Here is a 25,162-nt window from a genome sequence, read left to right on the forward strand (position 1 = left end):
GATCCGGGGTTTACGGCTCCCAGAGGATAGACTGACCCTGTAGTAATGGATGCCCGGTCGTTGATTCAGTTAATTTTTGAACTCAACAAGCCCGCCCCTACGCGATCTTGAGATGTGCCCGCTGGTCACCAGTGCCAGTACTTAGATAGCCCGCGATCGGCTTCCACTGGATTAGCTTGCGCGCCCGTTCGTGCTCCGGTACGGCTCCGCCACCCGTTGAGCATGCAGCGCCAATGCCCAAATGAATAAGGAAACTCCCTGTGAGTGAATTGCACACCCATGAAGTCCTGACGGACGCCACCGGCACCGAATCCATCGAGCCCGAGGAAACGATCATCTCTGATGAGACGCCCCACGAGATCGAAGAGAAATCGTTCGCTGACTACAACGTCCGCGCCGACATCGTCGAATCCCTCGCCGATGCCGGTATCACCCACCCCTTCCCCATCCAGGCCATGACGCTGCCCGTCGCCCTCAGCGGCCACGACATCATCGGCCAGGCCAAGACCGGTACAGGCAAGACCCTCGGTTTCGGCATTCCGGCACTGCAGCGCGTGGAGGGCCGGGACGACCCCGGCTACGCCAAGCTGGCCGTCCCCGGTGCGCCGCAGGCCTTGGTCATCGTTCCTACCCGTGAGCTTGCGGTACAGGTGGCCAATGATCTCCAGGCGGCATCGCGTAAGCGCAACGCCCGCATCGCCACAATCTACGGTGGCCGTGCCTACGAGCCGCAGATCGACGCCCTCCAGAAGGGCGTCGAGGTAGTGGTTGGCACCCCCGGCCGTTTGATCGACCTCTACAAGCAGAAGCACCTCAGCCTGAAGAACGTCAAAATGGTGATCCTGGACGAGGCCGACGAAATGCTGGACCTCGGCTTCCTGCCGGACGTGGAAACACTCATCGCTGGTACACCGGCCGTTCGCCAGACCTTGCTGTTCTCCGCCACCATGCCCGGCCCGGTCATTGCGATGGCCCGCCGCTACATGACGCAGCCCACCCACATCCGTGCTGCCGATCCGAACGACGAAGGCCTCACCAAGCGCGACATCCGCCAGCTCATCTACCGTGCCCACAGCATGGACAAGACCGAGGTAGTGGCCCGAATCCTGCAGGCCCGCGGACGTGGCCGCACCATCATCTTCACCAAAACCAAGCGCACCGCCGCCAAGGTGGCGGAGGAACTGGTCGACCGCGGATTTGCCGCTGCTGCGATCCACGGCGACCTCGGCCAGGGCGCCCGCGAGCAGGCTCTCCGCGCGTTCCGCAACAACAAGGTGGACGTCCTGGTTGCCACGGACGTTGCCGCCCGTGGCATCGACGTCGATGACGTTACGCACGTCATCAACTACCAGTGCGTGGAAGACGAAAAGATCTACCTGCACCGCGTGGGCCGTACCGGCCGCGCCGGCAACAAGGGAACCGCCGTCACCTTCGTCGACTGGGACGACATGCCCCGCTGGGGCCTGATCAACAAAGCACTGGGGCTCAGCGTTCCGGAGCCGGTTGAAACCTATTCCTCCTCCCCCCACCTCTACAGTGACCTCGACATTCCCGAGGGCACCAAGGGCCGCCTCCCGCGCAGCAAGCGCACCCTTGCCGGCGTCGATGCCGAGGTCCTCGAGGACCTGGGTGAAACAGGCAAGAAGAACTCCCGTTCCGGCGGTTCATCCCGTGACGGTGGACGCAATGGCGGCCGTGGCCGTGGAAACGCAGCCAAGTCCACCGAAGCCAACTCGGAATCAAACGGTGAGGGCGGGCGCAACCGCACACGCCGCCGTCGTACATCCGAAGCCGATGCGGCCCCCGCTGCTGGTGCCTCCGAAACCCGCAGCGCTACTGGCGAAAATGCCGAGAAGCCGGCCCGCACGCGGCGTACCCGCACGCGCCGCCGTAACGGCGAAGTGGTTTCCGGCGGGACCGCTGGCGCCCAGTCCGGCAACTCCGAGGCCTAAAGTCCTCAATGACTGAAACTGTTTGGGCGCCGGACGGCGGCAATCTGGTGGTGCACGCGGACAACGCGGAATTCCTCCCGACGCTGCCGGACGGCGCCTTCACACTCATTTACGTGGACCCGCCCTTCAACACTGGCCGGGTTCAACGCCGCCAGGAAACACGCATGGTCCGCAACGCGGACGGCGACGGCGACCGCGTCGGGTTCAAGGGACGCTCCTACGACACCATCAAGGGTGCCCTTCACAGCTACGATGACGCCTTCAGCGACTACTGGTCCTTCCTGGAACCCAAGCTCGTAGAGGCCTGGCGGCTCCTTGCCGACAACGGCACGCTGTACCTGCACCTGGACTACCGCGAGGTGCACTACGCCAAGGTGATGTTGGACGCCATCTTCGGCCGGGAATGTTTCCTCAACGAGATCATCTGGGCCTACGACTACGGCGCCCGGGCCAAGAACCGCTGGCCCACCAAGCACGACAACATCCTGGTGTACGTCAAGAATCCTACGAAGTACCACTTCGACAACGCTGAAGTGGACCGTGAACCCTACATGGCACCCGGCCTGGTAACGCCCGCCAAACGCGAACTCGGCAAACTCCCCACGGACGTCTGGTGGCACACCATCGTCTCGCCAACCGGCAGGGAAAAGACCGGCTACCCCACCCAGAAACCCGAAGGCCTGGTACGCAGGATCGTCTCCGCCTCAAGCCGCGAGGGCGACTGGTGCCTGGATTTCTTTGCGGGATCAGGAACTCTCGGCGCTGTTGCCGCCAAGCTGGGGCGCAATTTCGTGTGCGTGGACCAGAACGAGCAAGCCATCGAGGTCATGCGGAAGCGGCTGGGCGCCAAGGCGTCGTTCCACCCCAACTAGAGCCGTATGTTGGTCAGCCGCACCCGTGCATCAATTGGATTCCGTGGTCGCCCTGCCTATTTTCCAGCACTGCTCCATAGGAATCACACAATGCGTTAACCAGCAGTGCGAAGCCTTGACCGTTCTGATAATTCCCTTCACCGCCGGGCACCTCAGGCACGGTGCCTGGAGGGAGGAATACCCAGGCGCCCCAGGCTTCCACATAGCCCCAGTTTCCGGTGAAGTGGACGTTGCTGCTGATATCGGGAACATATACCCACTCAGTGCCTGTATAGGCCGGGCGGCTCACGTTATTACAGTCCAGGGCATTTGCTGTGGCGGGGATGAACATTAAAGTGGCGGCAAGGGCTGTTGCAGCCAAGGATTTCTTGAACATGATTGCTCCATCGACGGGGTGAGTCATTCCTTGCGATGAGACCTTCCGTGGTGCGGCCCAGCCCGCCTCCCCCACGAGCGCCAGACTACTCTTCCCCTGCAGCACGTCAACACATTTTTCGAAGCCGTGGATTCGGCAGCGGTATCCTCTTATGGCCGGACAACCCGCGTTCCCGTGCCCAACTCCTCGATCCTCGCCAGGACGTCCGGGGATGTCAGGTTCTCTCCCAGCCGATTGGGTTTGCCGGCTCCGTGATAGTCGGATGATCCCGTGATGAGCAGCCCATGTTCGGATGCCATGGTGCGAAGAAGGCTACGGCCTTCTTCCGGGTTGTCGCGGTGCTCAATTTCCAGGCCGAGCAGTCCGGCGTCGATCATCTCCCGGTACGTCCGCTCCCCCACAATTCGTCCCCTCGCCGAAGCCACCGGGTGTGCGAAGACCGGCACTCCGCCAGCGGCACGGACAAGCTCGACGGCGATAGCGGGTTCGGGTGCATAGTGCTGCACGAAGTATCGCGAATGCGAGGTGAGGATGGACGTGAAGGCTTCGGAGCGGTCAGCGACTACGCCAGCAGCGACCAAGGCATCCGCGATATGCGGACGCCCTACTGTGGCGCCAGGAGCCACATGGTGGATGACGTCGTCCCACGTCAGGGGGTAATCCTCTGACAACAGAGTGACCATGCGCTCGGCGCGCGTGAGCCGGGCGTCCTTTGATTTGGTGATCTCCTCAAGAAGCCCGGGGTGGGAAGGATCATGCAGGTAGCTCAAAAGGTGGACGCTGATCCCCTGCTCCGTCCGGCACGAGATCTCCATTCCGGGAACAAAAGTGACTCCATGCTCCTTGGCAGCGGCAGCAGCAAGCGCCCAGCCATCAGTGGAATCGTGGTCCGTCAACGCAATGACGTCCAGGCCTGCAGCTGCGGCCGAAATGATCACCCCGGCCGGGGGCTCGGTTCCGTCGGAAACATTCGAGTGCGTATGCAGGTCTATCCTCACTTTCCCAGCCTATGGGATGCGGACCTTCTTGGGGTGTTGCGCCGTTGGCCTCCTCACGAAACTGGTGGGACGATGTAACGGTGAATGATGCCGAAAACACCCCGTATGCGGAATCCACAGATTCCCAGCCCCTGCAAGAGCGCGTCAACAACCGTTCGCAGCGGCCCACATCCGATGCCTTCAAGGCATTCATGGCCAGCAACTGGGCGCCCGCACCGCAGGTAACCCCCGCTCGTGACGCCGTTGCAGACCACGCTGCCCGCCGCCGTCGCGCAATTTCCGAGCTGTTCAAGGGCGAACGGCTCGTTATCCCGGCCGGTCCTCTCAAGGTCCGCTCAAACGACTGCGACTACCGCTTCCGCCCGCACTCCGGATTCGCCCACCTCACCGGGCTGGGCCTGGACCACGAGCCGGATGCCGTTTTGATCCTGGAACCGGTAGGTGAAGGAAAGGGCGACGACGGCGGTCACCACACTGCCACCCTGTACTTCCGCCCCCTGGCGGGCCGCGATACCGAGCAGTTCTACGCCGACTCCCGGGCCGGTGAATTCTGGATTGGCGCACGGCCCACACTGGCAGAATTCAAAGCCCGCCTGGGCCTGCCCACGGCGCACATTTCCGAACTTGAACTGGCCATCACCAAGAACGTGGGCGCGCCGGAAATCGGCGGCATCTCCATCCGCCTGGTCCGCAAGGTCGATGAGAACATCGATGCTTTGGTGGACACAGCCCGTTACAACACGGCCAAGGATCCTGAGAACCTTGACCTGGGCGAGCTCGATGCTTTGGACGAAAAGCTCAGTGAAGCACTCTCCGAACTCCGCCTGATCAAGGACGAGTGGGAGATCGAGCAGATGAAGATCGCCGTCGCCGCCACCGTGGAAGGCTTCGCCGACGTCGTCCGGGCCCTCCCGCGTGCTTTGACGCACAAGCGCGGCGAACGCGTGGTTGAAGGCGCCTTCTTCGCCCGTGCCCGCGAGGAAGGCAACGAACTCGGCTACGACACCATCGCAGCGTCCGGCAACAACGCCACAGTGTTGCATTGGACCCGCAACTCGGGCGCCGTCAACGCTGGTGAACTCCTGCTGCTTGACGCAGGAGTGGAGGCTGATTCGCTGTACACAGCGGATGTCACGCGGACCCTGCCGGCAAACGGCACTTTTACCGAGGTGCAGCGCAAGGTCTACGAAGCTGTCCTGGACGCTGCTGATGCGGGGTTCGCCGCCGCACGGCCCGGCGTGAAATTCCGGGATATCCACACTGCAGCCACCACGGTGCTTGCCGAGCGCCTCGCTGAATGGGATCTGCTGCCTGTCTCTGTTGAGGAAGCCATCAGCCCCGAAGGCCAGCAGCACCGCCGCTGGATGCCACACGGCACCAGCCATCACCTCGGCCTGGACGTACACGACTGCGCCCAGGCCAAGCGCGATCTCTACCTTAATGGAATCCTCACGGAGGGCATGATCTTCACGATCGAGCCCGGCCTGTACTTCAAGAACGAAGACCTGGCCATTCCTGCCGAATACCGTGGCATCGGTGTCCGCATCGAGGACGATATCCTCATGACCGCGGACGGCCCCGTGAACCTGAGCGCAGCGTTGCCGCGCAAGGCCGACGACGTCGAGTCCTGGATGGCCGGCATCTACCAGGAAGCCGCGGGCTAGGCTTCAGCAAGGGGAGCAAGTCCGCCCCGGGCAAACAACAGCACAAAGGGAAGGCCACCGGATGGATATCCAGTGGCCTTCCCTTTGTACTCCTTCTGAGGCTATTGCTTGTGGGAATCCTCGTTCCCAGGCTGCTGATCCTCGTGCCGGGGGGCGTTCTGGCCTTCCGTGACTCGAACGCCGTACTGGGGGCGGCCATCGGGCAGGTCCGGATAGCGCATCGGTGACGGCGTCGGGTTCTGTACTGGCTGCGCAGCAGGAGCCTGCGCGCCGGAGGCATCGGGTTCTGTAGGCTCCGGTCCGCGTTGGCCATAGGGATCGTTCCAGGTGGCAGGACGGTCAGGTGCCTGGCCGGGCTGCTGGAAGGGCGCGTTTGGCGGACTGTAGCTTTGTGCTTGTCCGGTGGCAGCCTGGGCGGAGTTCATGGGTAATTGGTGGAGCAACCGGCGGGCTTCGTGGGCTGCCTCGATGGCAACAATGACATCGTAATTGGTGGCGACCACCTGGCTTGTGGACGTGAAGTCGCGCTTGCCGCGCTGGGTGGCGTACGTGGCGATGCCGAACAGCATAAAGAAAGCTGCACCCATAAGCACGGAGGTGATGATGGAGAAGGTGCCACCAGCGGGCGTGAAGAAGGAGAGCATGACGCCAACGAAGAGGCCGAACCACATGCCGCTCAGAGCACCGGACAAGGCAACGCGTGGGTAGCTCAGCCGGCCGGTTACCCGCTCCACCATCTTGAGGTCGTTGCCCACGATCGATACCAGGTGAACGGGGAACTGCTGGTCCGCGAGGTAGTCCACCGCCTTTTGGGCATCCAAATATGAGGTGTACGAGCCAACAGTGTCACCTTGAGGTACGCTGCGGGACTCCTCAACGGCTTTAGGAGCACCAAAAATGTTTGACATAGCCCCATTGTGTCGCATGTAGATGTGAAGCGGCTGGAATTCAGCTAAAAGAGAGCAGACTCGGTAGCCTGTAAACATGAGCACACATCCCTCACGCGTCTTTGTCGCGCGCCTGCTCGGCTTGGACGTTTTCGACCCCCTGGGCGATCGTTTAGGCCGGTTGCGCGACGTCGTCGTGCTCTCCCGGGGGACCCGTGGCGCCCCGCATGTGGTTGGCATCGTGGTGGAAGTGCCGGGCAAGAAGCGGGTCTTCGTGCCGATGACCCGAATCACCTCCATCGACCAGACCCAGATCATCTGCACGGGCTTGGTGAACCTGCGTCGCTTCGAACAACGGGGCGCTGAAACACTCGTGGTAGCGGAAATGTTTGATCGCCGCGTCACCCTTGCCGATGGCAGCGATGCAACGATCGAGGACATCGCGATGGACCAGCACCGGTCCAAGGACTGGTTCGTCAGCAAACTCTTCGTCCGTCGCGGGCATTCCTTATCGCCCCTGAGCAGGCTCCGCCGCAACGAAACCCTGATCATTGACTGGGCGGACGCGCAGACCGGTGGGCATAACGAGCCCCAGGCGGCCACACAGTTCGTTGCCACGCACGAGGACCTCAAGCCTGCTGACTTCGCCGAAGCCCTGCAGGAGATGAGCGACAAGCGCCGCTTTGAAGTGGCAAGCGAACTTCAGGACGAACGGTTGGCAGACGTCCTCCAGGAGCTTCCCGAGGACGACCAAGTGGAGATCCTGTCCGCCCTGGACGTGGAACGGGCCGCGGATGTCCTGGAAGAAATGGATCCCGACGACGCCGCCGACCTCCTGGCCGAGCTCCCCTCTGCGCAAGCGGAAGAACTGTTGCAGCTCATGGAGCCCCAGGAAGCCGAAGACGTCCGGCGTCTCTTGGAGTACGACGAAGACACTGCAGGTGGCCTCATGACACCCGTGCCCGTCATCCTGCCTCCTGAAGCCACGGTGGCCGAAGCCCTGGCCCACGTTCGGCGCGAGGAGCTCTCGCCCGCCTTGGCGTCCTCCATCTTCATCGCACGTCCTCCCCTGGAAACGCCCACCGGCCGCTTCCTGGGCGTCGTACATATACAACAGCTCCTGCGCTTCCCTCCGCCGGAGCCGCTGGGCAACCTCGTTGACAAGAACCTTGAGCCGTTGTCGGACCAGGCGCACATCAGCGAAGTAGCCCGGACCCTGGCCACGTACAACCTCAACTCCCTTCCCGTCGTCGACGACGACGGCCGCCTTGTGGGGGCGGTGACTGTTGATGACGTGTTGGATCACCTGTTGCCCGATGACTGGCGCGCTCACGAGGACGACGCCCCTATAAGGAAACTCGGAGGCCGCATTGGCTGATATCAACGCCACCCGATCCCCCAGGTCCACTGGACGCGCAAACAATCCCGGGAGCCTCGACACGCCCCTGAGCGGGCGTCAACGCATACTGCCTAAGTTCTCCCCCAACCCGGACGCGTTCGGCAATGCCACGGAGGGCTTCGCGCGTTTCATGGGTACGCCGCAGTTCCTGGTGTACATGACGGTCTTCTGCCTCTTCTGGCTGGCATGGAATACGTTTGCGCCCACGGAGTGGCAGTTCGACCGCGTGGAGCTGGGCTTCACCCTGTTGACACTCATGTTGTCGCTCCAGGCGTCCTATGCTGCGCCGCTCCTGCTGCTGGCCCAGAACCGTCAAGACGACCGGGACCGCGTATCGCTGCAGCAGGACCGCCAGCGCGCCGAGCGGAACCTGTCAGATACTGAATACTTGACCCGCGAATTGGCCTCCCTGCGTATCGCGCTGCGTGAGGTAGCTACCCGCGACTACGTCCGCGCTGAACTCCGCAGCCTGCTGGAGGACATCATCGATGCCCAGGAGGAGCTGCGCGAGAGCGAAACGGCAGAAGAAGGCAGCGAATCTTCGGCTGACAAGGTCAAGGAGAAGCTCAAGGAGAAACGGGACAAGTCGCGTGGACCACGCACGCAGCAGATCCCCAAAGTACGCCCGCAACGTCCGGGGCCCCAGCACTCCAGCGCGAAGCCGGCCCCTCCCGAAAATCCTGAAAGCCGAGCGTAACCCATGACCACCCCATCGGCCGAGGCACTTCACGCTGCCTTGGCAACCGTCATTGACCCCGAATTGCGGCGTCCTATCACCGAACTTGGCATGGTGGAGTCGGTGTCGGCCAACGACGACGGCAACGTCCATGTGGCGGTGCTGCTCACGATCGCCGGTTGCCCACTACGAGACACCATTACGGCAGATGCGACAAACGCCTTGTCCGGCGTCGCAGGCGTCACCGGCGTTGACGTGGAGCTGAAGGTCATGACCCCCGCCCAGCGCGAGGCTTTGAAGGAACAACTCCGCGGTCCGGGCGGCCAACGGGGCATCCCATTCGCGAAGCCCGGGTCCCTGACGAAGGTCTACGCAGTGGCCAGCGGAAAAGGCGGCGTGGGTAAGTCCTCCGTCACTGTCAACCTCGCCTGTGCCCTGGCCGCCCAGGGCCTACGGGTGGGCATCGTGGACGCCGACGTGCACGGCTTCTCCGTCCCAGGGCTCATGGGCATCACGCAGAAACCGACGCAGGTGGATGACATGATCCTGCCTCCTGTGGCCTACGGAGTGAAGGTCATATCAATTGGCATGTTCGTTGCGGGAAACCAGCCCGTGGCGTGGCGTGGTCCCATGCTGCACCGCGCTTTGGAGCAGTTCCTCACGGACGTCTACTTTGGCGACCTCGATGCCCTTTTCCTGGACCTGCCTCCCGGAACGGGCGATATCGCAATATCCGTGGCCCAGCTCCTCCCGAACGCCGAAATCCTCGTGGTAACCACCCCGCAGGCTGCCGCCGCGGATGTCGCCGAACGGGCCGGAACCATCGCAACCCAAACCGGCCAGAAGGTTGCCGGCGTCATCGAAAACATGTCCTTCCTGGAAATGCCCGACGGCGGTCGCATGGAATTGTTCGGAAGTGGCGGCGGTGCCGTGCTGGCTGAGCGGCTGAGTGCTGCCGTGGGCAGCGACGTGCCTCTTCTCGGCCAGATTCCCTTGGACATCCGGTTGCGTGAGGGCGGGGATGCCGGAAAACCTGTAGTCCTTGCCGCTGGCGAAACTGCTGCTGCAAGAGCGTTGGAAGGTATTGCAGGGATGCTGGCAACGCGTCCGCGCGGATTGTCCGGCATGCCGCTGGGAATCCAGCCGCGCTGAAGCCACCGGGCTTCGAAAGGTCCTGGGAAAGCTACGTAGCTTCGGTATCGAAAGGCGCGGCCTCGCCTTCGGCGAGCCGCTCAATAATGCGAGCTGGAGCCTTGGGCTTCGTGTCCACCGCTGCTGCCGCAGCAGTTGCGGCAGCAACTGGGGCGCCGGCGTTGACTGGCTTCGAATCATCCTCAAGCAAAGCATCCTTGATGATGCGCCGTGGATCGTACTGGCGGGGATCGTACTTCTTCCAGTCGACCTCATCGATGTCGATGCCGACTTCTTCCTTGATCTGCTCGCGTGCGCCGGAGGCCATCCTGCGGACTTCCTTCACCAGGTTGGCGAGCTTTTGAGTGTATTCGGGCAAACGGCTGGGACCGATGACGAGTACGCCGATAATCAGAAGGAGTATGAACTCCGGGCCGTTGATTCCAAACACGCTACGAAGATTACCTTGTCTGTGGTGCCGGTCATAAACCAGCGGGACGGAGCAGTGTCCGGAGGCCGCGGATCATCCGTTCGGACCACGTCTCGGAGGCTTGCGGAGCTTTGGTGCTGATCATGGAGTCGCCTGCACGAACCAACTCGGGAACGGCGTCGTCGGCCACATCGGCCGGGAGGTCCGATGAGTAGCTGAGGACTGCGGCGGAGGTCCGGTAGACAGCCTCCCACGGCGTCCCCTGCGTGAGAGAGAGCTGCGCCGAAGTCGGACGTCCAGTGACGGCGAGGTCTGAAGCCTGCAGGTGCTCTTCCACAACAGTGGCGTAATGGCCGTTGCTTTCCAGCCGGAGTTCCACCGCCGGGTGACCGTTGTGCACGGTGGCCTTGGCAGCCACGACATGGAAGCCCATACCGCCAAGTTCAGGACATGCCCACCCCTGGCCCCGCAGGGCATCCAACTGTTCGGAGCTCAAATTCACGGGTGCGGTGGGCCGGAAGTCCGGCGTCGCAACGAATTCCGGCGTCATCATCAGTTCCGCTGGGCCGCCGGTTAACGCACTGGAAAGGGATGAGGCGTCGTTGCCGGCACCGATGCCTGCGTTCGGCGCAGTATCTCCTGCCACCGCATATGCCGCCAAGCCCAGTGCACCTGCACTTACCGTGAGAGAGCCAGCGGCCACTCCGGCGATCCGAAGGGCCCGCCACGCACCACCCCTGGTCCGCGAATTTGCGACCAGCGGGACCTGCTCGTTCGCGAGTCGTTGTGTGTGCTGGAGCAAACGCGCCGTCAGGTCCTCGCTGGCTTCGGGCACCGCTGCTCCGCGAAGCCGTTCAAGATACTGCCGCTCCCTGTTCAGGGCAGCACGGCACTCCGGGCAATGCCGTAGGTGCTCTGGGTTCCGGGTGTGGCGCAGGGCAGCAAGTTTGTAACGTGCAGCGGGATTGCGACGTGCAGCGGGTTTGCGGCGTGACAGTGCACCCGGACGGATGTGGCGTCGAGGCATCGACTACCTAGAGAATGCTGGCGATGCGAGGCATCTTCAGGCGGGGCTTGCGGGCGTCAGCCGGGCGGGGGTCACGGTGGGCGAGCTTCTCCCGCAGCATAGTGCGGCCACGGTGGATACGGGACCTGACGGTGCCCAGCTTTACGCCCAGCGCCTCCGCCACTTCGTCGTAAGACAATCCTTCAAGATCACACAGAACAACGGCAGCCCTGAAATCCGGTGGCAATTCTTCCAACGCACGCTGAACATCAAGGTCCAGGTTGTTGTGCTCGAAGCTCTGCTCGGGGCCTGGCTCGCGGCCCGGCAGGCGTGACTCGGCGTCCTCGGCAAGGGCGTCAAAGCGGATCCGACTCTTACGACGTGCCTGGTCCAGGAAAAGGTTGGTGGTAATACGGTGCAGCCACCCGTCCAGGGTTCCCGGCTTGAAGTTTTCCAGCGAACGGAAAACCCTGACAAACACCTCTTGGGTGAGGTCCTCGGCGTCGAACTTGTTTCCGGTCAGGCGGTAGGCAAGGCGGTACACCTTGGCGGAGTGGTTGGCGACCACGTCCTCCCAGCTGGGCATGACCCAATCTATAACGGCCTCAACGCTCTCCGATGTCTGGACTGGCGCAGCATGCGATGCCGGCATCGTCCACTCCCCTCAAACTGTGGTTCACCGGACTCGTCCGGTGCCGCCCACCGCGTGGATGACCGGATCAATATCATCCCAAGTTTGTCTGGGAATTTCCTGACTAAGGCACAATTTCCACGCAAGGCGAAATCCTGCCGCAGACACAATCCCGGGACGGCTGCGAACACGGGGTTTGCAGCACTGGACACAGTAGGCTTGTACAGACACCCCTACGCGCGGAAAGCGAACCCTTCATGAGTGCCGACAAGTCAACCAGCTGGTCCTATGCAGAAGATCTGCCTGCTGAGGATGACGTCTTGTTGCGCGCCCGGGAAAGGTCCTACGAATTGGGCGTCAAGCCCATCAGCCCTGGCGTTGGAGCCGTGTTGACCGTCCTTGCCGCGGCTTCGAAGGCACAAACAGTAGTTGAGGTTGGTTCCGGCGCGGGAGTGTCAGGGGTTTGCCTCTTGCGGGGTCTGGGTCCGCAAGCCGTCCTGACTACCATCGACGTCGATGTCGAACACCTCAAGGCCGCCCGCGAAGCCTTCCTGGAGTCCGGCAGCCCGGCCAACCGCACCCGGACAATCTCCGGCAGGGCCGCCGACGTCCTCCCCCGGCTCACAGACTCCGCGTACGACCTTGTCTTCATCGATGCCGACAAGCCGAACTTCCCCCGCTACGTTGAACAGGCCGTCCGGTTGCTCAAGACCGGTGGCACCCTGGTGATCAACGACGCCTTGGATAAGGACCGCGTCTCAAATCCAGCAGCCCGCGACTCCACCACTGTGGTTCTCCGGCAAGTTGGCAAATCCATTCGCGACGACGACCGCCTGGCCTCAGCGATGCTTCCCACCGGCGACGGACTTCTGGTGGCTGTCAAAAAATAGGAAATTGCCATTTAGCGCACATTCTTAAAGAACGGCACCCAAGAAAAAACGGTGCTGCTTAAACAAAAGCAGGGCTCCGGCTCTCGCCGGGCCCTGGTCTTTTGAATCCAGCCTGCCTATGAATCTATTCGGTAACGCCCACAAGGCATTCCTTGAGGTTCTCCGCCTCCGCGGCATTGAGCTCGACTACAAGCCGTCCTCCGCCTTCGAGCGGCACACGCATGATCAGGCTGCGTCCCTCTTTGGTTACTTCCATAGGGCCGTCGCCAGTACGTGGTTTCATAGCCGCCATTAGGAAAATCCCCTCCATTTGTCCCAAGTCACGCCCAACCCGGCCGGGCTGGATCCGCTTCGCAATTGCAGCCGGCGGCACCGCTTGGGAGGCCGCCTTGGCCGGGCACTTTTAGGTGCTTTTGTCCTTGCTCGTATTCCATTATCCCGTACTTACCCGTCCGTAGCGAATCAATGGACTAATTACCCTGACACGGAACAAAGACACTTCCCGACGGCGGACAGCCGGGTTATGGCGGATAGTCACCGCCTCCGGGCAATGGCGCCCACGCCCAAAGCCACACCACCCAGACAATCTGGAGGAGGACAAACATGACGACGACGGTTCCCCTGTACGCCTTGGACTTGGACAGCATTGCTGCACCGAGGGCCAGCGGGAAAAGAGGAAGCAGCATCCGGAAAGTACTGGTTTGGGGATGCAGGAACACCAGCAAATAGCCCATGTAGCATGCGCACCAAAGGCGCATTTCCGTTCCCAGTCCCCGTACAGGCTTTGAGACCATCAGCAGCACGAACAAGCCGACGAACACGAAGGGGGCCAGCACGCCAAGAACGGGCCCGAACAGCATGATTCCGGTATCGAACCACGGTTTGAAGGGCACCAGGTCATGTCCGCGCCAGGCAGTCTCCGTACGCGTGTAGGCGCTGGGATCCCCCGTGACCGCCCACGCTATGGCGGGCCATGCAAGGGCTCCGAGTCCGGTGGCCAGCACCAAGCCCCCCAGGGACACGAGTTCTGGCGTGGACGAAGACCCGGCCTGTGGTTCGTCGTCCGCGATTGCCGGCCTGAAACGCTGCCAGAGCCGCCAAACCAGGAGGAGGCCCAGCATCGCAGCGAAGGGGACTCCCGTGGGTCTGGACAAACACATCAACAGCACTATGGGTATGGCTGCCGCGTAGCGTCGCCGGACCACGAGGAGCAATGAGCCGGACAACAGCAGGAGGTTCAGGGATTCTGCGTAGGGCACCTGGAGAATTGGCGACACCGGGAACGTGGACACGAAGACGACGCCCCACATTGCGGTACGCCGGCTGGCCGCTTCCCTGAACAGTTTGAAGATCACCAAGGCAGCACCGAGGCCGGCAACCATGGCTATGGCGGTGAGGGACTGAAGAGTCCCGACTCCTGTGACGACGCTGATCCCCCGTCCCAGGAACGGGAACAAGGCATAGAACGCCCAGGCGTTCTCCTTAACTACCCCGTTGGCATCCACCGGGAGCACGGAGGGGTAGCCGTTGTCCGCAGCCTGCGCATACCAGCGCCCGTCCCAGATGGTGATGAAGTTCCAGTAGTCCGGCGTGGGCGGGAACCATGGATTCACTCCTTGATGAACGGCGGCCGCCATAAAGATGCAGGCACTGACCACCCGGGCCACCACAAACACCAAGGAAACCTGAAGCCACCAGGGCCAATGTGCCATCCTGGCCACCGCGGCGGAGATACTCCGCGAAAGGCGTGCAGTGGGTCCTTCCCCGCCAAAACGGGTTGGTGCAGGTGTGCTCACGGTGAGGTCCGCTTGGCGTCGCCATCCTCAAGCTTTGATTGGACCAGCACGCTGAGTCTCTCGATCTCACGGTCCTTGGCTACCAACTGGTCCCGAAGCTCATCAAGGACCTGGTCCACCTGATCCATGCGGTAACCGCGCAGGCCCAGTGCAAAGCGCACGGCGTCGATGTCTGTGGCTGCAGCCTTCTCCGGGAGCAGCACCGGAGGCAGGTTGGGCAGGGGATCATCCAGGCCCGCTCCCACGGAGCCGCCACGGATGATGCGGGCGCCAAAATACAATGCGGCACCGACGAGGACAATCGCGACAAACACCAGGAAAAAGCTCACAGCCACCATCGTGCCAGAAACAGCCGCCTACTCCGGGCGCTGGTTTCCATTGGTCGTGGCTGGAAGCGGAGCGCCGTGCAATACGCGGTGGACGGCATCGGCAGGGTCATCCACCAGCTGAATCAGGTCCAGGTCCTTTTCGGACACCATCCCTTCAGCAACCAAAGTGTCCCGGATCCACTCAATCATTGGACCCCAGAAGCGAACACCCAACAGCACGATCGGGAACGATGTCACCTTGCGTGTCTGTACCAGGACCATTGCCTCGAACAGCTCATCCAGGGTTCCCAGTCCGCCGGGCAAGACGACGAAGCCCTGGGCGTATTTCACGAACATCGTCTTGCGGGCGAAGAAGTACCGGAAGTTGATCCCCAGGTCCACCCATTGGTTCAGGCCCTGCTCGAACGGCAACTCAATGCCCAGCCCGACAGATACGCCATTGCCCTCCACAGCACCCTTGTTGGCGGCTTCCATGGAGCCCGGACCGCCGCCGGTGATCACTGCAACCCCGGCTTGGGCGAGCTTGCGCCCCACATCCACTGCCATCTCGTAGTACTCGGTTCCAGGTTTGGTACGGGCTGAACCGAAAACACTGACGGCCGGACCAATATCGGCCAACGCCCCAAAGCCCTCAACGAATTCGCTCTGAATCCTCAGGACGCGCCAAGGATCGGTGTGGATGAACTGCCCGGCACCGCTCGTGTCCAGCAAATGCTGATCGGACATTCCCGTGTCCGCCTGTTTACGTCGCAGCTCCAAAGGACCCTTGTGCTTGGCCGGTGGAATCTCCGAAGGCAGGGGCACATGAACGCCCGCGACGTGGCCATTCGCGTCGGGGCTGGGAACCGGGTGCTGGCTAATGCTCATTGCCCAAGGCTAGCGCGGATGAATGCAAGCGAAGACGCTACGACGCGGTTCTTGCATTGCAGTCTGGTATATCGCTGGAGGGCAGGTTTCTGTTCAGTCACGATCTGGAGGAACTTGCCGTGACCGTGGTCATAATTGTGTCTTTGTTCGCTAGATTCGTCCTATGACTACTCAAGTGTCCGGCGATGCGCTCGTCTCCCTGAACAGCGTCAACAAACACTACGGTCAGTTGCACGTCCTCAAAGACATCAACCTCCAGGTTCGGAAGGGTGAAGTCGTCGTGGTCATCGGGCCGTCCGGCTCCGGTAAGTCCACGTTGTGCCGTGCCATCAACCGTTTGGAAACGATCGACGACGGCGACATCGCGATCGACGGGAAGAAGCTCCCGGAAGAAGGCAAAGAGCTCGCCCACCTGCGTGCAGACGTCGGAATGGTGTTCCAGTCCTTCAACCTGTTCGCCCACAAGACGATCCTTGAGAACGTCACGCTGGGACCGATCAAGGTGAAGGGCGTTGCCAAAGGCACGGCGGAAAGGGAGGCCATGGCCCTCCTGGAACGTGTCGGCGTCGGGCACCAGGCTCCCAAGCTCCCCGCGCAGCTCTCCGGTGGCCAGCAACAGCGTGTGGCTATTGCCCGCGCACTTGCCATGAAGCCCAAGGTGATGTTGTTCGACGAACCAACCTCGGCCCTGGACCCCGAAATGATCAACGAGGTCCTGGACGTCATGATCCAGTTGGCAAAAGAAGGCATGACCATGATCGTGGTTACCCACGAGATGGGCTTTGCCCGCAAGGCAGCCGACCGCGTCGTGTTCATGGCCGATGGCCAGATCGTGGAAGATTCAACACCCGAGGAATTCTTCACCAATCCGCAGAGCAACCGCGCCAAAGACTTCCTGTCCAAGCTTCTGACCCACTAGCTCCCTGCTGACCCGCATCCAGGCCCGCACGGACCGCACCCAGGCCGTACGCCGGCCAACCAATGAAAGGAATGTCATGAAGAAGGCTTTTATTACCCGGAGGAAATCTCTCCTGGTTGCCGCTTCTGCTGCACTGGCCCTCTCGCTGAGCGCTTGTGGTGGAGGCGGTGGCACCACTACTCCGCCCGTTGCCTCAGCGAGCTTCGAGGCCGGTACCACAATGGCGAAGTTGAACCAGGCCAAGAAGATCACCATTGGTACCAAGTTTGACCAGCCGCTGTTCGGCCAGAAGGGCCTGGACGGCAAGCCCGTCGGCTTCGACGTAGAAATCGGCAAGGCCATCGCCGCCAAGCTCGGCATTGAACCTGACAAGATCGAATGGGTTGAAACCGTCTCCCAGAACCGTGAATCGTTCATCGAGCAGGGCCGCGTTGACCTCGTCATCGCCACCTACACGATCAACGACGCCCGCAAGGAAAAGGTCTCCTTCGCTGGGCCGTACTACGAGGCCGGTCAGGCCCTGCTTGTGAACAAGGACGATAACTCCATCACCAAGCCCGAGGACGTCAAGGGCAAGAAGGTCTGCTCAGTCACGGGTTCCACCCCGGCCAAAACCATCGCCGAGAAGTACGGTGCCGAGGTTGTGCCCGCTGCCACGTATACCGCTTGCCTGGAACCGCTGCGCAACAAGCAGGTTGTCGCCGTCACAACAGACAACGTGATCCTCGCCGGCTACGTGGACAAGGAACCAGACGCCTTCAAGCTCGCTTCGGACGAGACCTTCACCAAAGAGCCTTACGGCATCGGTCTGAAGAAGGACGACACCGTCTTCCGCAACTGGATCAACGACCAGCTCGAGGCGTTCGCCAAGGACGGCACCTACAAGAAGGCATGGGAAGCCACTGCAGGCAAGGTCATCAAGACCACTCCTGAACTTCCTGCGATCAACCGCTACTAGTCGGAACCCGGTTACTGTGGCCGCCCACCCGGACGGCCACAGTAACCGGATCCTGTCCCCTGATAGCTGCAGTCAAAGGAAGCCATGGACGCCGTCATAGCAAGCCTCCCCCAATATTGGGACGGATTTCTCCGAACCCTCTATCTCTCCGTAATTTCAGGAATCGTTGCCCTCCTCGTCGGCACGCTCCTGGCGGCCATGAGGGTTTCCCCCGTGGCCGCACTCCGCGGCTTCAGCATGTTCTATGTTGAAGTCGCCAGAAATACCCCGCTCACAATTATTTTCTTTTTCTCAGCAATCGTGCTTCCGCGGCTTGGCGTCAAGTTCGAGCAGTTTGAAGTCGCCGCGATCATCGCGCTCAGCAGCTACACGGCCGCCTTCATCGCCGAAGCCGTCCGTTCCGGTGTCAACAGCGTCCCAGTGGGGCAAGCAGAAGCTGCCCGCAGCATCGGGATGACCTTCATCCAGGTCCTGGGTTTCATAGTCCTTCCCCAAGCCGTTCGGACTGTTATCCCCCCGATGATCAACATCTTGATCGCATTGGTCAAAAACTCTTCGGTGGCCGGCGCGTTCTTCGTCCTTGAGCTATTCGGCTACGGTCGCAAGCTCTCCAACGACTACGGTGACCAGGTGCTCTGGATCTTGCTCGGAGTGGCATTCTTCTACCTCCTGATTACAGTGCCGTTGGGTCTCGTGGCGCACTTTGTTGAACGAAAGGTGGCGATTGCCCGATGACCTCGGTCCTGTACGACGTCCCCGGGCCCAAGGCCCGCCTCTATTCGCTCCTGGGATCCGTGGCCGGAATCCTCATCATTCTCGGCATCTTGGCCATCGCTGTGACCACGCTCGCACAGCAAGGCATCTTCGACGCCGATCGTTGGGAGATCTTTTACGGCCCCTTGGCTCCCGATGTCTGGAGTCTGATTGGCCAAGGTATCCTCTCCACACTGGCTGCGGCTGCGGTGGCAGCTGTAGTTGCGTTCCCGTTGGGAATCGCCCTCTGCCTCCTGCGTATCTCCCTGATCGCGTGGATCCGGGTTCCCACCCAAGTAGTTCTGGAGTTTCTCCGGGGCATGCCAGTGGTCCTCATGATGCTGTTCATCCTGTTGGTTTTTGCCACAGGACAGTTCCAGGCCGTCGTGGTCGGCTTGGTGCTCTACAACGCGGCCATTTTCGCCGAAATCCTTCGTGCCGGCATCCAGTCCCTTCCCAAGGGGCAACGCGAGGCTGGACTCGCGATCGGCCTTCGGAGCTTCCAGTCGCGCATGTCCATCGAGTTCCCGCAGGCAGTTCGCCGGATGCTCCCGTCGCTGGTGGCCCAGCTGGTGGTTCTGCTCAAGGACACGTCACTCGGATACATCGTTGGCTACGAGGAACTCCTGCGGAAGATCCAGATCATGGCCGACTTCCTGGGCCCGGACTTCCTGTTTCCCGCGTTCTTCGTGGGCGCTGCAATCTACATCCTGATCAACCTGACCGTTTCCCGGATTGCGATCTGGATCGAACGGCGAGGTTCCAAGAAGGCGGCCGGTGGCATGGCTTCGGCCATCAAGACCGTTGACCTTGAGGTAAACGTCCCTGGACCTGAAAAGAAGTAGTCCCAGGAACATTCCTTTAGGCATGAAAGAAGGTCCGCAGCCGTTCATTCGGCTGCGGACCTTCTCTTTATGCCTTTGAACCTCAGCGAACCAGCCACGTCCGGAGTGCACGAAGGCATTCCCGGACGGCATCGGCGTCGACGTGTTCATTGTCCTTGTGCGCCAGCAACGGATCGCCGGGTCCAAAGTTCACAGCCGGGATGCCTAGCTCACTGAAACGCGCGACGTCGGTCCAACCGTATTTCGGCTTTGGTTCCGCGCCCACTGCGGCCACGAAAGACGCAGCTGCCGGGTGGTTCAGTCCGGGCCGGGCGCCGGCAGCAGCGTCCGTTCGGACGACGTCGAATCCGTCCAGGAGCTCCCGCACGTGGGCCTCAGCCTGGTCCGGCGTCTTGTCTGGAGCGAAGCGGTAGTTGATCTCTACCACGCAGCGGTCCGGGATGACGTTGCCAGCCGTGCCGCCATTGATCCTGACCGCATTGAGGCTCTCCCGGTAGTCCAGGCCGTCCACGTTGATGGTCCGCGGCTCGTAGGCTGCGAGGCGCGCGAGGATGGGTGCCGCGGCGTGGATCGCGTTGCTGCCCATCCACGCGCGGGCTGAGTGGGCCGCTTCACCGAGGGTGGTCGCTTCGAACCGGCTGGTTCCATTGCAGCCCCCTTCAACTGTGCCGTGTGTGGGCTCAAGAAGAATGGCAAAGTCCCCCAGGAGCAGGTCACCATGATTGCGGACCAGCCTGCCCAGGCCACTCTTGACGGCCTCTACTTCCTCGTGGTCATAGAAGACAAAGGTGACATCCTTGTCCGGTTCCTTGCCGTCGTCGAACAAGGTCGCCGCGAGTGCGAGCTGCACGGCAACGCCGCCCTTCATGTCGGTAGTCCCCCGGCCATAAAGCACGCCCTCCCCGGGAATGCCCGACTCCCACGTCGCCGGAACGGTGCCCAGCGAGCCTTCCACCGTGGGCAGCGGCACAGTGTCCAGGTGTCCAGCGAGGATGACGCGCTCGGCGCGGCCAAGCTCGGTGCGGGCAATGATGGCGTCGCCGTCACGGACGACTGTGTATTCGGGGATGGCGCGCAGGGCGGCCTCGACGAGATCGGCGAGCTGGGTCTCGTTGCCGGAGACACTGTTGATATCGATCAGCGCGGCTGTCAGCAAGGCGACGTCCTGGCGCAGGTCCAGTAGGGCAGGGGCAGGGTTAAGGGTCACCACTCCACCTTAACGCTCCGGGCGGCTGTGATTCGGGCAACAAATGCGACCTACCCGGGGTGAGACGGGTTTCAGCCGTGCCACGGGCGCTCGATACACTTGGGCCATGACTGAAACTGCTTCCTCTGCTGCGCCCGCAAACCACCGATCAGCCTACGGATTCGGCCTCGCCACCATCGCAACCTCGCCTTCCGGGGAAGCAACCGTACTGGATGTCTGGTACCCGGCGCCTGCCTTGGGTGTAGCCGCTGAAACCCTTCGTGACGTCGAAAATGCCGATCCCGCACTCACTGCACTGGCCGACGACGGCAAGGACGCCGATCGCGGTACAGAGCAGAAAGTGGTCTTCGCACAGATCGACCTCGACGCCGCCCCGGCGGACACCGCTGATGCTTACTTGCGCCTTCACCTTCTCTCGCACCGCTTGGTCAAGCCCAACAGCATCAATCTGGATGGCGTCTTCGGCAAGCTCCCCAACGTCGTATGGACCAACTTCGGCCCAGCCGCCGTCGAAGGTTTCGAAATGACGCGTGCGCGCCTGCGCAAGCGCGGCAACGTCGTGGTCTACGGCGTGGACAAGTTCCCGCGCATGGTTGACTACGTGGTTCCCACAGGTGTGCGGATCGCCGACGCCGACCGCGTCCGCTTGGGTGCGCACCTGGCCGAGGGCACCACGGTGATGCATGAAGGCTTCGTGAACTTCAACGCCGGAACCCTGGGCACGTCCATGGTGGAAGGCCGCATCTCCGCTGGAGTGGTGGCCGGTGACGGCACGGACGTCGGCGGCGGTGCCTCCATCATGGGTACGCTATCCGGCGGAGGCAAGGAAAAGATTGCCTTGGGCGAGCGGGTACTGCTTGGTGCCAACTCCGGCGTCGGCATCAGCATCGGCGACGATTCCGTGGTTGAAGCCGGCCTCTACGTCACCGCCGGCACCCGCGTCCGTGTGCCCGGTCCCAAGGACGAGAACGGCGAAGATACCAGCAAGATCATCAAGGCCGTTGAACTTTCCGGTGTTCCCAACCTGCTGTTCCGCCGCAACTCCACAACCGGCGGCGTGGAAGTCCTGCCCCGCAAGGGCCAGACCGTGGAGTTGAACGAGGCACTCCACGCCAACTAGCAGAAGACAAGCAATGCGCCGGTTCCGCCGCGCCATCGTTGCGGTGCTTGCGCTGGCCCTCGTGGCCGGTGCTGTCTACGCGATAGTTGCCATACTGCAGCGCTCCGAGACCCTGGTCTCGGAGCGCTGCCTCGCCGTCATAGGTTCAGAAAGCTACGAGTTGGCTACCGACCAAGCGGCCAACGCCTCGCTCATCACGGCTATCTCTGTTCAGCGCGGACTTCCACCAAGGGCTGCAAGCATCGCCCTCGCCACCGCGATGCAGGAGTCCAAGCTGCGGAACATCAATTACGGCGACGATGCAGGACCTGATTCCCGGGGGTTGTTCCAACAGAGGCCATCGCAAGGCTGGGGAACCGAGGCACAGGTCATGGACCCTGTCTATGCGACGAACGCCTTCTATAACGGCCTCATCAAAATTCCCGGTTACGAGACCATGGAGATTACCCAGGCAGCCCAGCAGGTCCAGCGCTCCGCGTTCCCGCGGGCATACGCCCAGCACGAGAACATGGGTCGCGCTTTCGCTTCTGCCCTCACCGGTCATTCCGAATCCGCGCTGACCTGTGAACTCCGGATGCCTGAAGCGGCCGGTGACCCTGCCGCCGTCGTGGAGGAACTGACGGCGGCGTACGGCCCCCAGCCCGCCACAGTCCAGGGCCGCTCGGTGCAACTGGATATCACCGGTACGCAAGCCTGGGCAGTTGCCCATTGGGCTGTGGCCAACGCCAAGTCCCTGTCCATCACGCAAGTGGATGTTGGCGGTCAGACGTGGAACAGGGAAAAACGCGACGGGTGGATTGCTTCGGCGGCGCCGTCTGAATCAGTGACCATCACCGTCTCGGCACCGACCACCTGAGCTAGGCGAGTATCTCCACCACAGGCTGGACATAACTGCGGAAGACGTCGGGCTCGGACAGCAGCTTGTGGCTCATGATCATGGTGCTTGGCTCCAAATACCAGGCCCGGGGTTCGTTGAGCGGCAATTCGATAATGGTGAGATCAAAGTCCCGCGAACTACGCCCGACTTCCAGAAGCCTGTCCTCCACCATCTCGTTCAGGACTCCCGTAACGCCGTTGGCTTCGCGCTCTGCCTCGATCTTCGCGTATTCATCGATCCTGTCCGTTGCCCATCCCAAAGCTGAGCCAAAGTGTGCCTGCAGGACACGCTGGAGGGCAGGGGAATTCCCGAAGGCCTTGAAACTGGGCGGCGCGAGCTCAAGTGCCGGGTCGGGATAGGTCTTCACGAGCTTCTCCCACCAAGCCTCCCACTCGGTTTTCAGGGCGTGGATCCCGCCCACATCCGAAGTGAGGTGACTGTGATCGGCATGGCGGACCTTGGGAGCAGCGTGGGACAGCAACGGTTTTCCGGCACCGTCGAGTCCAGCTACATCGCGCAAGTACAGGGCGATGAGCATCGGCCCGGACGTGTCCATGGTGATGCGCCATCCCGGGCCGCCTGACTCATGCATCCGAATTCCTCCCTTGGCAGGTTCCCGACATGTCCCAGTCTATTCCCGTTGGCTTGCTACGGTAACGGTGCGGGAGACACTGCTTGCTGGGCGGCACACGGGGCTTCCCGTGGACGTCCGCGGGGAGGCGGGACAGCCTATGGCGTAGCCGGCACCGGAGCGAAAGCTGCGAGATGGGCCGTGAGGACGTCACTGCACATCTCGGCCGTCATCCATTCGGGCTGGAGCAGGGCATGCATGCAAAGGCCGTCCATGGTGGCCAGGAGCCGTTCAGCCTCCGTGACAAGGCCTTGCCGGGCTTCGGCTTCGCCGGGGCTCAACAGGATGATGAGGCGTCCCACAATGGCAGCGACTGCGCGGTGACTGCGTTCGGCCTCGGTAGCCAGGACCGGTTTGATTCGCGCAGCGTGGCGGAAGGCCATCCAAACACAGGCGTCCACAGCGAGCTCTTCATCCAAGGGAAGGAACTGACCCAAGAGGTTCAACACCGCGGCGTGCTGCCCGGCGCTGCCCGGAGTTTCGCCTTCAACGGCAAGCAAAGCTGACTCCAGCCGGCCGCTGATACGGTCGATGACGGAGGCAAAGGAGAACACGAGAAGCTCGTCGCTGCTGGCAAAATAGTGCCGCACGGAGCCTACGGCCAGTCCGGCTTCATCAGCTACTTCACGAAGGGATGCCCGCTCCAAACCGTCGCTTGCGATGATCCTGAAGACAGCTTGGACAACTTCCTGGCGCCGGGCTTCGGCATCAACAATTTTGGGCACCAGTAGTTTTTAGCACGAACGTGCTTCAACCACGCTCAACACTGAGCGGCGTGGCTCGGATTTCCGATAGCGTAGACACCATGAAAATTCTTGTCACGGGTGGCACCGGCTACATCGGTTCGCACACCGTTCTGTCCCTTCAGGAAGCCGGCCATGACGTCGTCGTGCTCGATAACCTCGTGAACTCCAGCGAAGAGTCACTGCGCAGGGTCTCCGAGCTCACTGGCAAGACCGCAGCCTTCCACAAGGTGGACCTGGTGGACGAGCCCGCCGTCGAGGCCGTGTTCGACCAGCACCAGATCGACGCCGTGATCCATTTCGCAGGACTCAAGGCCGTGGGCGAATCCGTTCAAGAGCCATTGGCGTACTACTACAACAACATCGTGGGCACGCTGAACCTGCTCCGGGCCATGGACAAGCACAATGTCCGTTCCATCGTGTTCAGCTCCTCCGCAACCGTATATGGCGAGCACAATCCCATCCCGTACATCGAGAAGATGGAAATCGGCGCCAACAACCCGTACGGCCGCACCAAGGAACAGATCGAAGACATCCTCTCAGACCTGGGCAATGCGGACGACCGCTGGCATATCGCACTGCTGCGCTACTTCAACCCCGTGGGCGCCCACCCGTCCGGCCGCATCGGCGAGGACCCGCAAGGCATCCCCAACAATCTCGTCCCGTTCATCGCCCAGGTTGCCGTGGGACGCCGCGAGAAGCTCATGGTTTTCGGTGGCGACTATGACACCCCCGATGGCACCGCCCAGCGCGACTACATCCACGTAGTTGACCTCGCTGAAGGTCACGTAGCCGCACTGAACTTCATCGCTGACCGCGCGGGAGTTCGCCGCTGGAACCTGGGGTCCGGCAGAGGATCCTCCGTGTTGGAGGTACTGCGGTCCTTCGAAAAGGCCGTCGGACACGAGCTGCCCTACGAAATCACGGGCCGCCGCGCTGGCGACCTCCCCGCCTTCTGGGCCGATGCTTCGTCGGCCCTCGCAGACCTCGGATGGTCCACCACGAAGACCGTGGACCAGATGTGCGAGGACCACTGGCGCTGGCAGAAGAACAATCCGTACGGATACAACGCTTCTTAATCACAACGCGGGGATCCTTCTATGGTTGTCAAGGGTGGCGTGGGTCCGTGTTTGTGGCGTTAAGGGTTCGGTAGGTCCGTCGGGCGAGATAGCGTTTCACGCACCGGCGGATCTCCTTTTTGGTTC

27 protein-coding genes are annotated in these 25,162 nt (G+C 61.9%); 14 read left to right on the top strand and 13 right to left on the bottom strand.

The window, feature by feature from the left end; translation table 11 throughout:
* The first annotated feature begins 260 nt into the window (after positions 1–260).
* Both KSW38_RS08305 and KSW38_RS08310 read left to right on the top strand, forming a co-directional pair.
* Positions 261–1,952, top strand: coding sequence for a DEAD/DEAH box helicase (locus KSW38_RS08305; RefSeq protein WP_216924105.1), 1,692 nt, complete (start codon positions 261–263; stop codon positions 1,950–1,952).
* Between the two features lie 8 nt (positions 1,953–1,960).
* Positions 1,961–2,824: a DNA-methyltransferase gene (locus KSW38_RS08310; protein ID WP_216924106.1), complete on the top strand. Its 864-nt coding sequence runs from the start codon at positions 1,961–1,963 to the stop codon at positions 2,822–2,824.
* 13 nt (positions 2,825–2,837) lie between these two features.
* Here KSW38_RS08310 and KSW38_RS08315 read toward each other — a convergent pair whose 3' ends face one another.
* Complete coding sequence (locus KSW38_RS08315; protein ID WP_216924107.1) at positions 2,838–3,200, bottom strand: hypothetical protein; 363 nt, start codon at positions 3,198–3,200, stop codon at positions 2,838–2,840.
* Positions 3,201–3,349: 149 nt separating this feature from the next.
* Positions 3,350–4,198: a PHP domain-containing protein gene (locus KSW38_RS08320; RefSeq protein WP_216924108.1), complete on the bottom strand. Its 849-nt coding sequence runs from the start codon at positions 4,196–4,198 to the stop codon at positions 3,350–3,352.
* 80 nt (positions 4,199–4,278) lie between these two features.
* Here KSW38_RS08320 and KSW38_RS08325 point away from each other — a divergent pair, with 80 nt between their 5' ends.
* On the top strand, positions 4,279–5,862 hold the full coding sequence (locus KSW38_RS08325) for an aminopeptidase P family protein (RefSeq protein WP_216924109.1): 1,584 nt from the start codon (positions 4,279–4,281) through the stop codon (positions 5,860–5,862).
* Between the two features lie 101 nt (positions 5,863–5,963).
* Here KSW38_RS08325 and KSW38_RS08330 read toward each other — a convergent pair whose 3' ends face one another.
* Entirely contained in the window at positions 5,964–6,770 is an 807-nt protein-coding gene (locus KSW38_RS08330; protein WP_216924110.1) for a YflT domain-containing protein, read from the bottom strand.
* A gap of 76 nt (positions 6,771–6,846) precedes the next feature.
* Between KSW38_RS08330 and KSW38_RS08335 the strand changes: the two genes are divergently transcribed.
* The 3 genes from KSW38_RS08335 to KSW38_RS08345 are packed head-to-tail and all read left to right on the top strand — an operon-like array spanning position 6,847 to position 9,976.
* Complete coding sequence (locus KSW38_RS08335) at positions 6,847–8,127, top strand: magnesium transporter MgtE N-terminal domain-containing protein (protein WP_216924111.1); 1,281 nt, start codon at positions 6,847–6,849, stop codon at positions 8,125–8,127.
* Entirely contained in the window at positions 8,120–8,845 is a 726-nt protein-coding gene (locus KSW38_RS08340; protein WP_254186212.1) for a DUF1003 domain-containing protein, read from the top strand. Before KSW38_RS08335 ends, KSW38_RS08340 begins: the two co-directional genes overlap by 8 nt.
* Before the next feature lie 3 nt (positions 8,846–8,848).
* Positions 8,849–9,976, top strand: a complete 1,128-nt coding sequence (locus KSW38_RS08345) for an Mrp/NBP35 family ATP-binding protein (RefSeq protein ID WP_216924112.1) — start codon at positions 8,849–8,851, stop codon at positions 9,974–9,976.
* 31 nt (positions 9,977–10,007) lie between these two features.
* Here KSW38_RS08345 and KSW38_RS08350 read toward each other — a convergent pair whose 3' ends face one another.
* The 3 genes from KSW38_RS08350 to sigE are packed head-to-tail and all read right to left on the bottom strand — an operon-like array spanning position 10,008 to position 12,043.
* A complete protein-coding gene (locus KSW38_RS08350) occupies positions 10,008–10,406 on the bottom strand; it encodes a twin-arginine translocase TatA/TatE family subunit (protein ID WP_216924113.1) in 399 nt (132 codons plus the stop codon).
* 31 nt (positions 10,407–10,437) lie between these two features.
* Positions 10,438–11,412 carry a hypothetical protein gene (locus KSW38_RS08355; RefSeq protein WP_254186213.1) on the bottom strand — a complete coding sequence of 325 codons (975 nt, stop codon included), beginning with the start codon at positions 11,410–11,412 and terminating at the stop codon, positions 10,438–10,440.
* A gap of 7 nt (positions 11,413–11,419) precedes the next feature.
* A complete protein-coding gene (sigE, locus tag KSW38_RS08360) occupies positions 11,420–12,043 on the bottom strand; it encodes an RNA polymerase sigma factor SigE (RefSeq protein WP_216924114.1) in 624 nt (207 codons plus the stop codon).
* Positions 12,044–12,279: 236 nt separating this feature from the next.
* On the opposite strand from sigE, the gene KSW38_RS08365 reads away from it, so the two are divergent.
* On the top strand, positions 12,280–12,912 hold the full coding sequence (locus tag KSW38_RS08365; protein WP_216924115.1) for an O-methyltransferase: 633 nt from the start codon (positions 12,280–12,282) through the stop codon (positions 12,910–12,912).
* A gap of 124 nt (positions 12,913–13,036) precedes the next feature.
* Here the strand turns inward: KSW38_RS08365 and KSW38_RS08370 are convergent, their stop codons facing one another.
* From KSW38_RS08370 to KSW38_RS08385, 4 genes are all read right to left on the bottom strand, one after another.
* A complete protein-coding gene (locus KSW38_RS08370; protein WP_064721643.1) occupies positions 13,037–13,204 on the bottom strand; it encodes a DUF3117 domain-containing protein in 168 nt (55 codons plus the stop codon).
* Between the two features lie 229 nt (positions 13,205–13,433).
* Positions 13,434–14,624 (bottom strand): hypothetical protein, encoded by a 1,191-nt coding sequence (locus KSW38_RS08375; RefSeq protein ID WP_216924188.1) that lies wholly within the window; start codon positions 14,622–14,624, stop codon positions 13,434–13,436.
* Positions 14,625–14,704: 80 nt separating this feature from the next.
* Complete coding sequence (locus tag KSW38_RS08380; protein WP_216924116.1) at positions 14,705–15,046, bottom strand: DivIVA domain-containing protein; 342 nt, start codon at positions 15,044–15,046, stop codon at positions 14,705–14,707.
* Positions 15,047–15,064: 18 nt separating this feature from the next.
* A complete protein-coding gene (locus tag KSW38_RS08385; protein WP_216924117.1) occupies positions 15,065–15,904 on the bottom strand; it encodes an LOG family protein in 840 nt (279 codons plus the stop codon).
* Between the two features lie 163 nt (positions 15,905–16,067).
* Here KSW38_RS08385 and KSW38_RS08390 point away from each other — a divergent pair, with 163 nt between their 5' ends.
* From KSW38_RS08390 to KSW38_RS08405, 4 genes are all read left to right on the top strand, one after another.
* Positions 16,068–16,823 carry an amino acid ABC transporter ATP-binding protein gene (locus KSW38_RS08390; RefSeq protein WP_216924118.1) on the top strand — a complete coding sequence of 252 codons (756 nt, stop codon included), beginning with the start codon at positions 16,068–16,070 and terminating at the stop codon, positions 16,821–16,823.
* 76 nt (positions 16,824–16,899) lie between these two features.
* Positions 16,900–17,781 (top strand): glutamate ABC transporter substrate-binding protein, encoded by an 882-nt coding sequence (locus KSW38_RS08395; RefSeq protein WP_216924120.1) that lies wholly within the window; start codon positions 16,900–16,902, stop codon positions 17,779–17,781.
* A gap of 84 nt (positions 17,782–17,865) precedes the next feature.
* Entirely contained in the window at positions 17,866–18,516 is a 651-nt protein-coding gene (locus tag KSW38_RS08400; RefSeq protein ID WP_216924122.1) for an amino acid ABC transporter permease, read from the top strand.
* Entirely contained in the window at positions 18,513–19,379 is an 867-nt protein-coding gene (locus KSW38_RS08405) for an amino acid ABC transporter permease (RefSeq protein ID WP_216924124.1), read from the top strand. Before KSW38_RS08400 ends, KSW38_RS08405 begins: the two co-directional genes overlap by 4 nt.
* Before the next feature lie 82 nt (positions 19,380–19,461).
* Here KSW38_RS08405 and dapE read toward each other — a convergent pair whose 3' ends face one another.
* The gene (gene dapE, locus KSW38_RS08410) at positions 19,462–20,586 is read right to left on the bottom strand and encodes a succinyl-diaminopimelate desuccinylase (RefSeq protein ID WP_216924126.1); all 1,125 of its coding nucleotides are present in this window, start codon (positions 20,584–20,586) and stop codon (positions 19,462–19,464) included.
* A 106-nt stretch (positions 20,587–20,692) separates the two neighbouring features.
* Between dapE and dapD the strand changes: the two genes are divergently transcribed.
* Together dapD and KSW38_RS08420 are read left to right on the top strand one after the other, a co-directional pair.
* Entirely contained in the window at positions 20,693–21,706 is a 1,014-nt protein-coding gene (dapD, locus tag KSW38_RS08415) for a 2,3,4,5-tetrahydropyridine-2,6-dicarboxylate N-succinyltransferase (protein WP_216924127.1), read from the top strand.
* 13 nt (positions 21,707–21,719) lie between these two features.
* Positions 21,720–22,562 carry a transglycosylase SLT domain-containing protein gene (locus tag KSW38_RS08420; protein ID WP_216924128.1) on the top strand — a complete coding sequence of 281 codons (843 nt, stop codon included), beginning with the start codon at positions 21,720–21,722 and terminating at the stop codon, positions 22,560–22,562.
* 1 nt (position 22,563) lies between these two features.
* Here the strand turns inward: KSW38_RS08420 and KSW38_RS08425 are convergent, their stop codons facing one another.
* Positions 22,564–23,175, bottom strand: a complete 612-nt coding sequence (locus KSW38_RS08425; RefSeq protein ID WP_216924129.1) for a hypothetical protein — start codon at positions 23,173–23,175, stop codon at positions 22,564–22,566.
* Positions 23,176–23,312: 137 nt separating this feature from the next.
* Positions 23,313–23,939, bottom strand: coding sequence for a TetR/AcrR family transcriptional regulator (locus KSW38_RS08430; RefSeq protein WP_216924130.1), 627 nt, complete (start codon positions 23,937–23,939; stop codon positions 23,313–23,315).
* Between the two features lie 80 nt (positions 23,940–24,019).
* On the opposite strand from KSW38_RS08430, the gene galE reads away from it, so the two are divergent.
* On the top strand, positions 24,020–25,036 hold the full coding sequence (gene galE, locus KSW38_RS08435) for a UDP-glucose 4-epimerase GalE (protein ID WP_216924132.1): 1,017 nt from the start codon (positions 24,020–24,022) through the stop codon (positions 25,034–25,036).
* Positions 25,037–25,162: the final 126 nt, after the last annotated feature.

Source organism: Paenarthrobacter aromaticivorans, from assembly GCF_019038615.1.
GTDB classification, from domain to species: Bacteria; Actinomycetota; Actinomycetes; order Actinomycetales; family Micrococcaceae; genus Arthrobacter; species Arthrobacter aromaticivorans.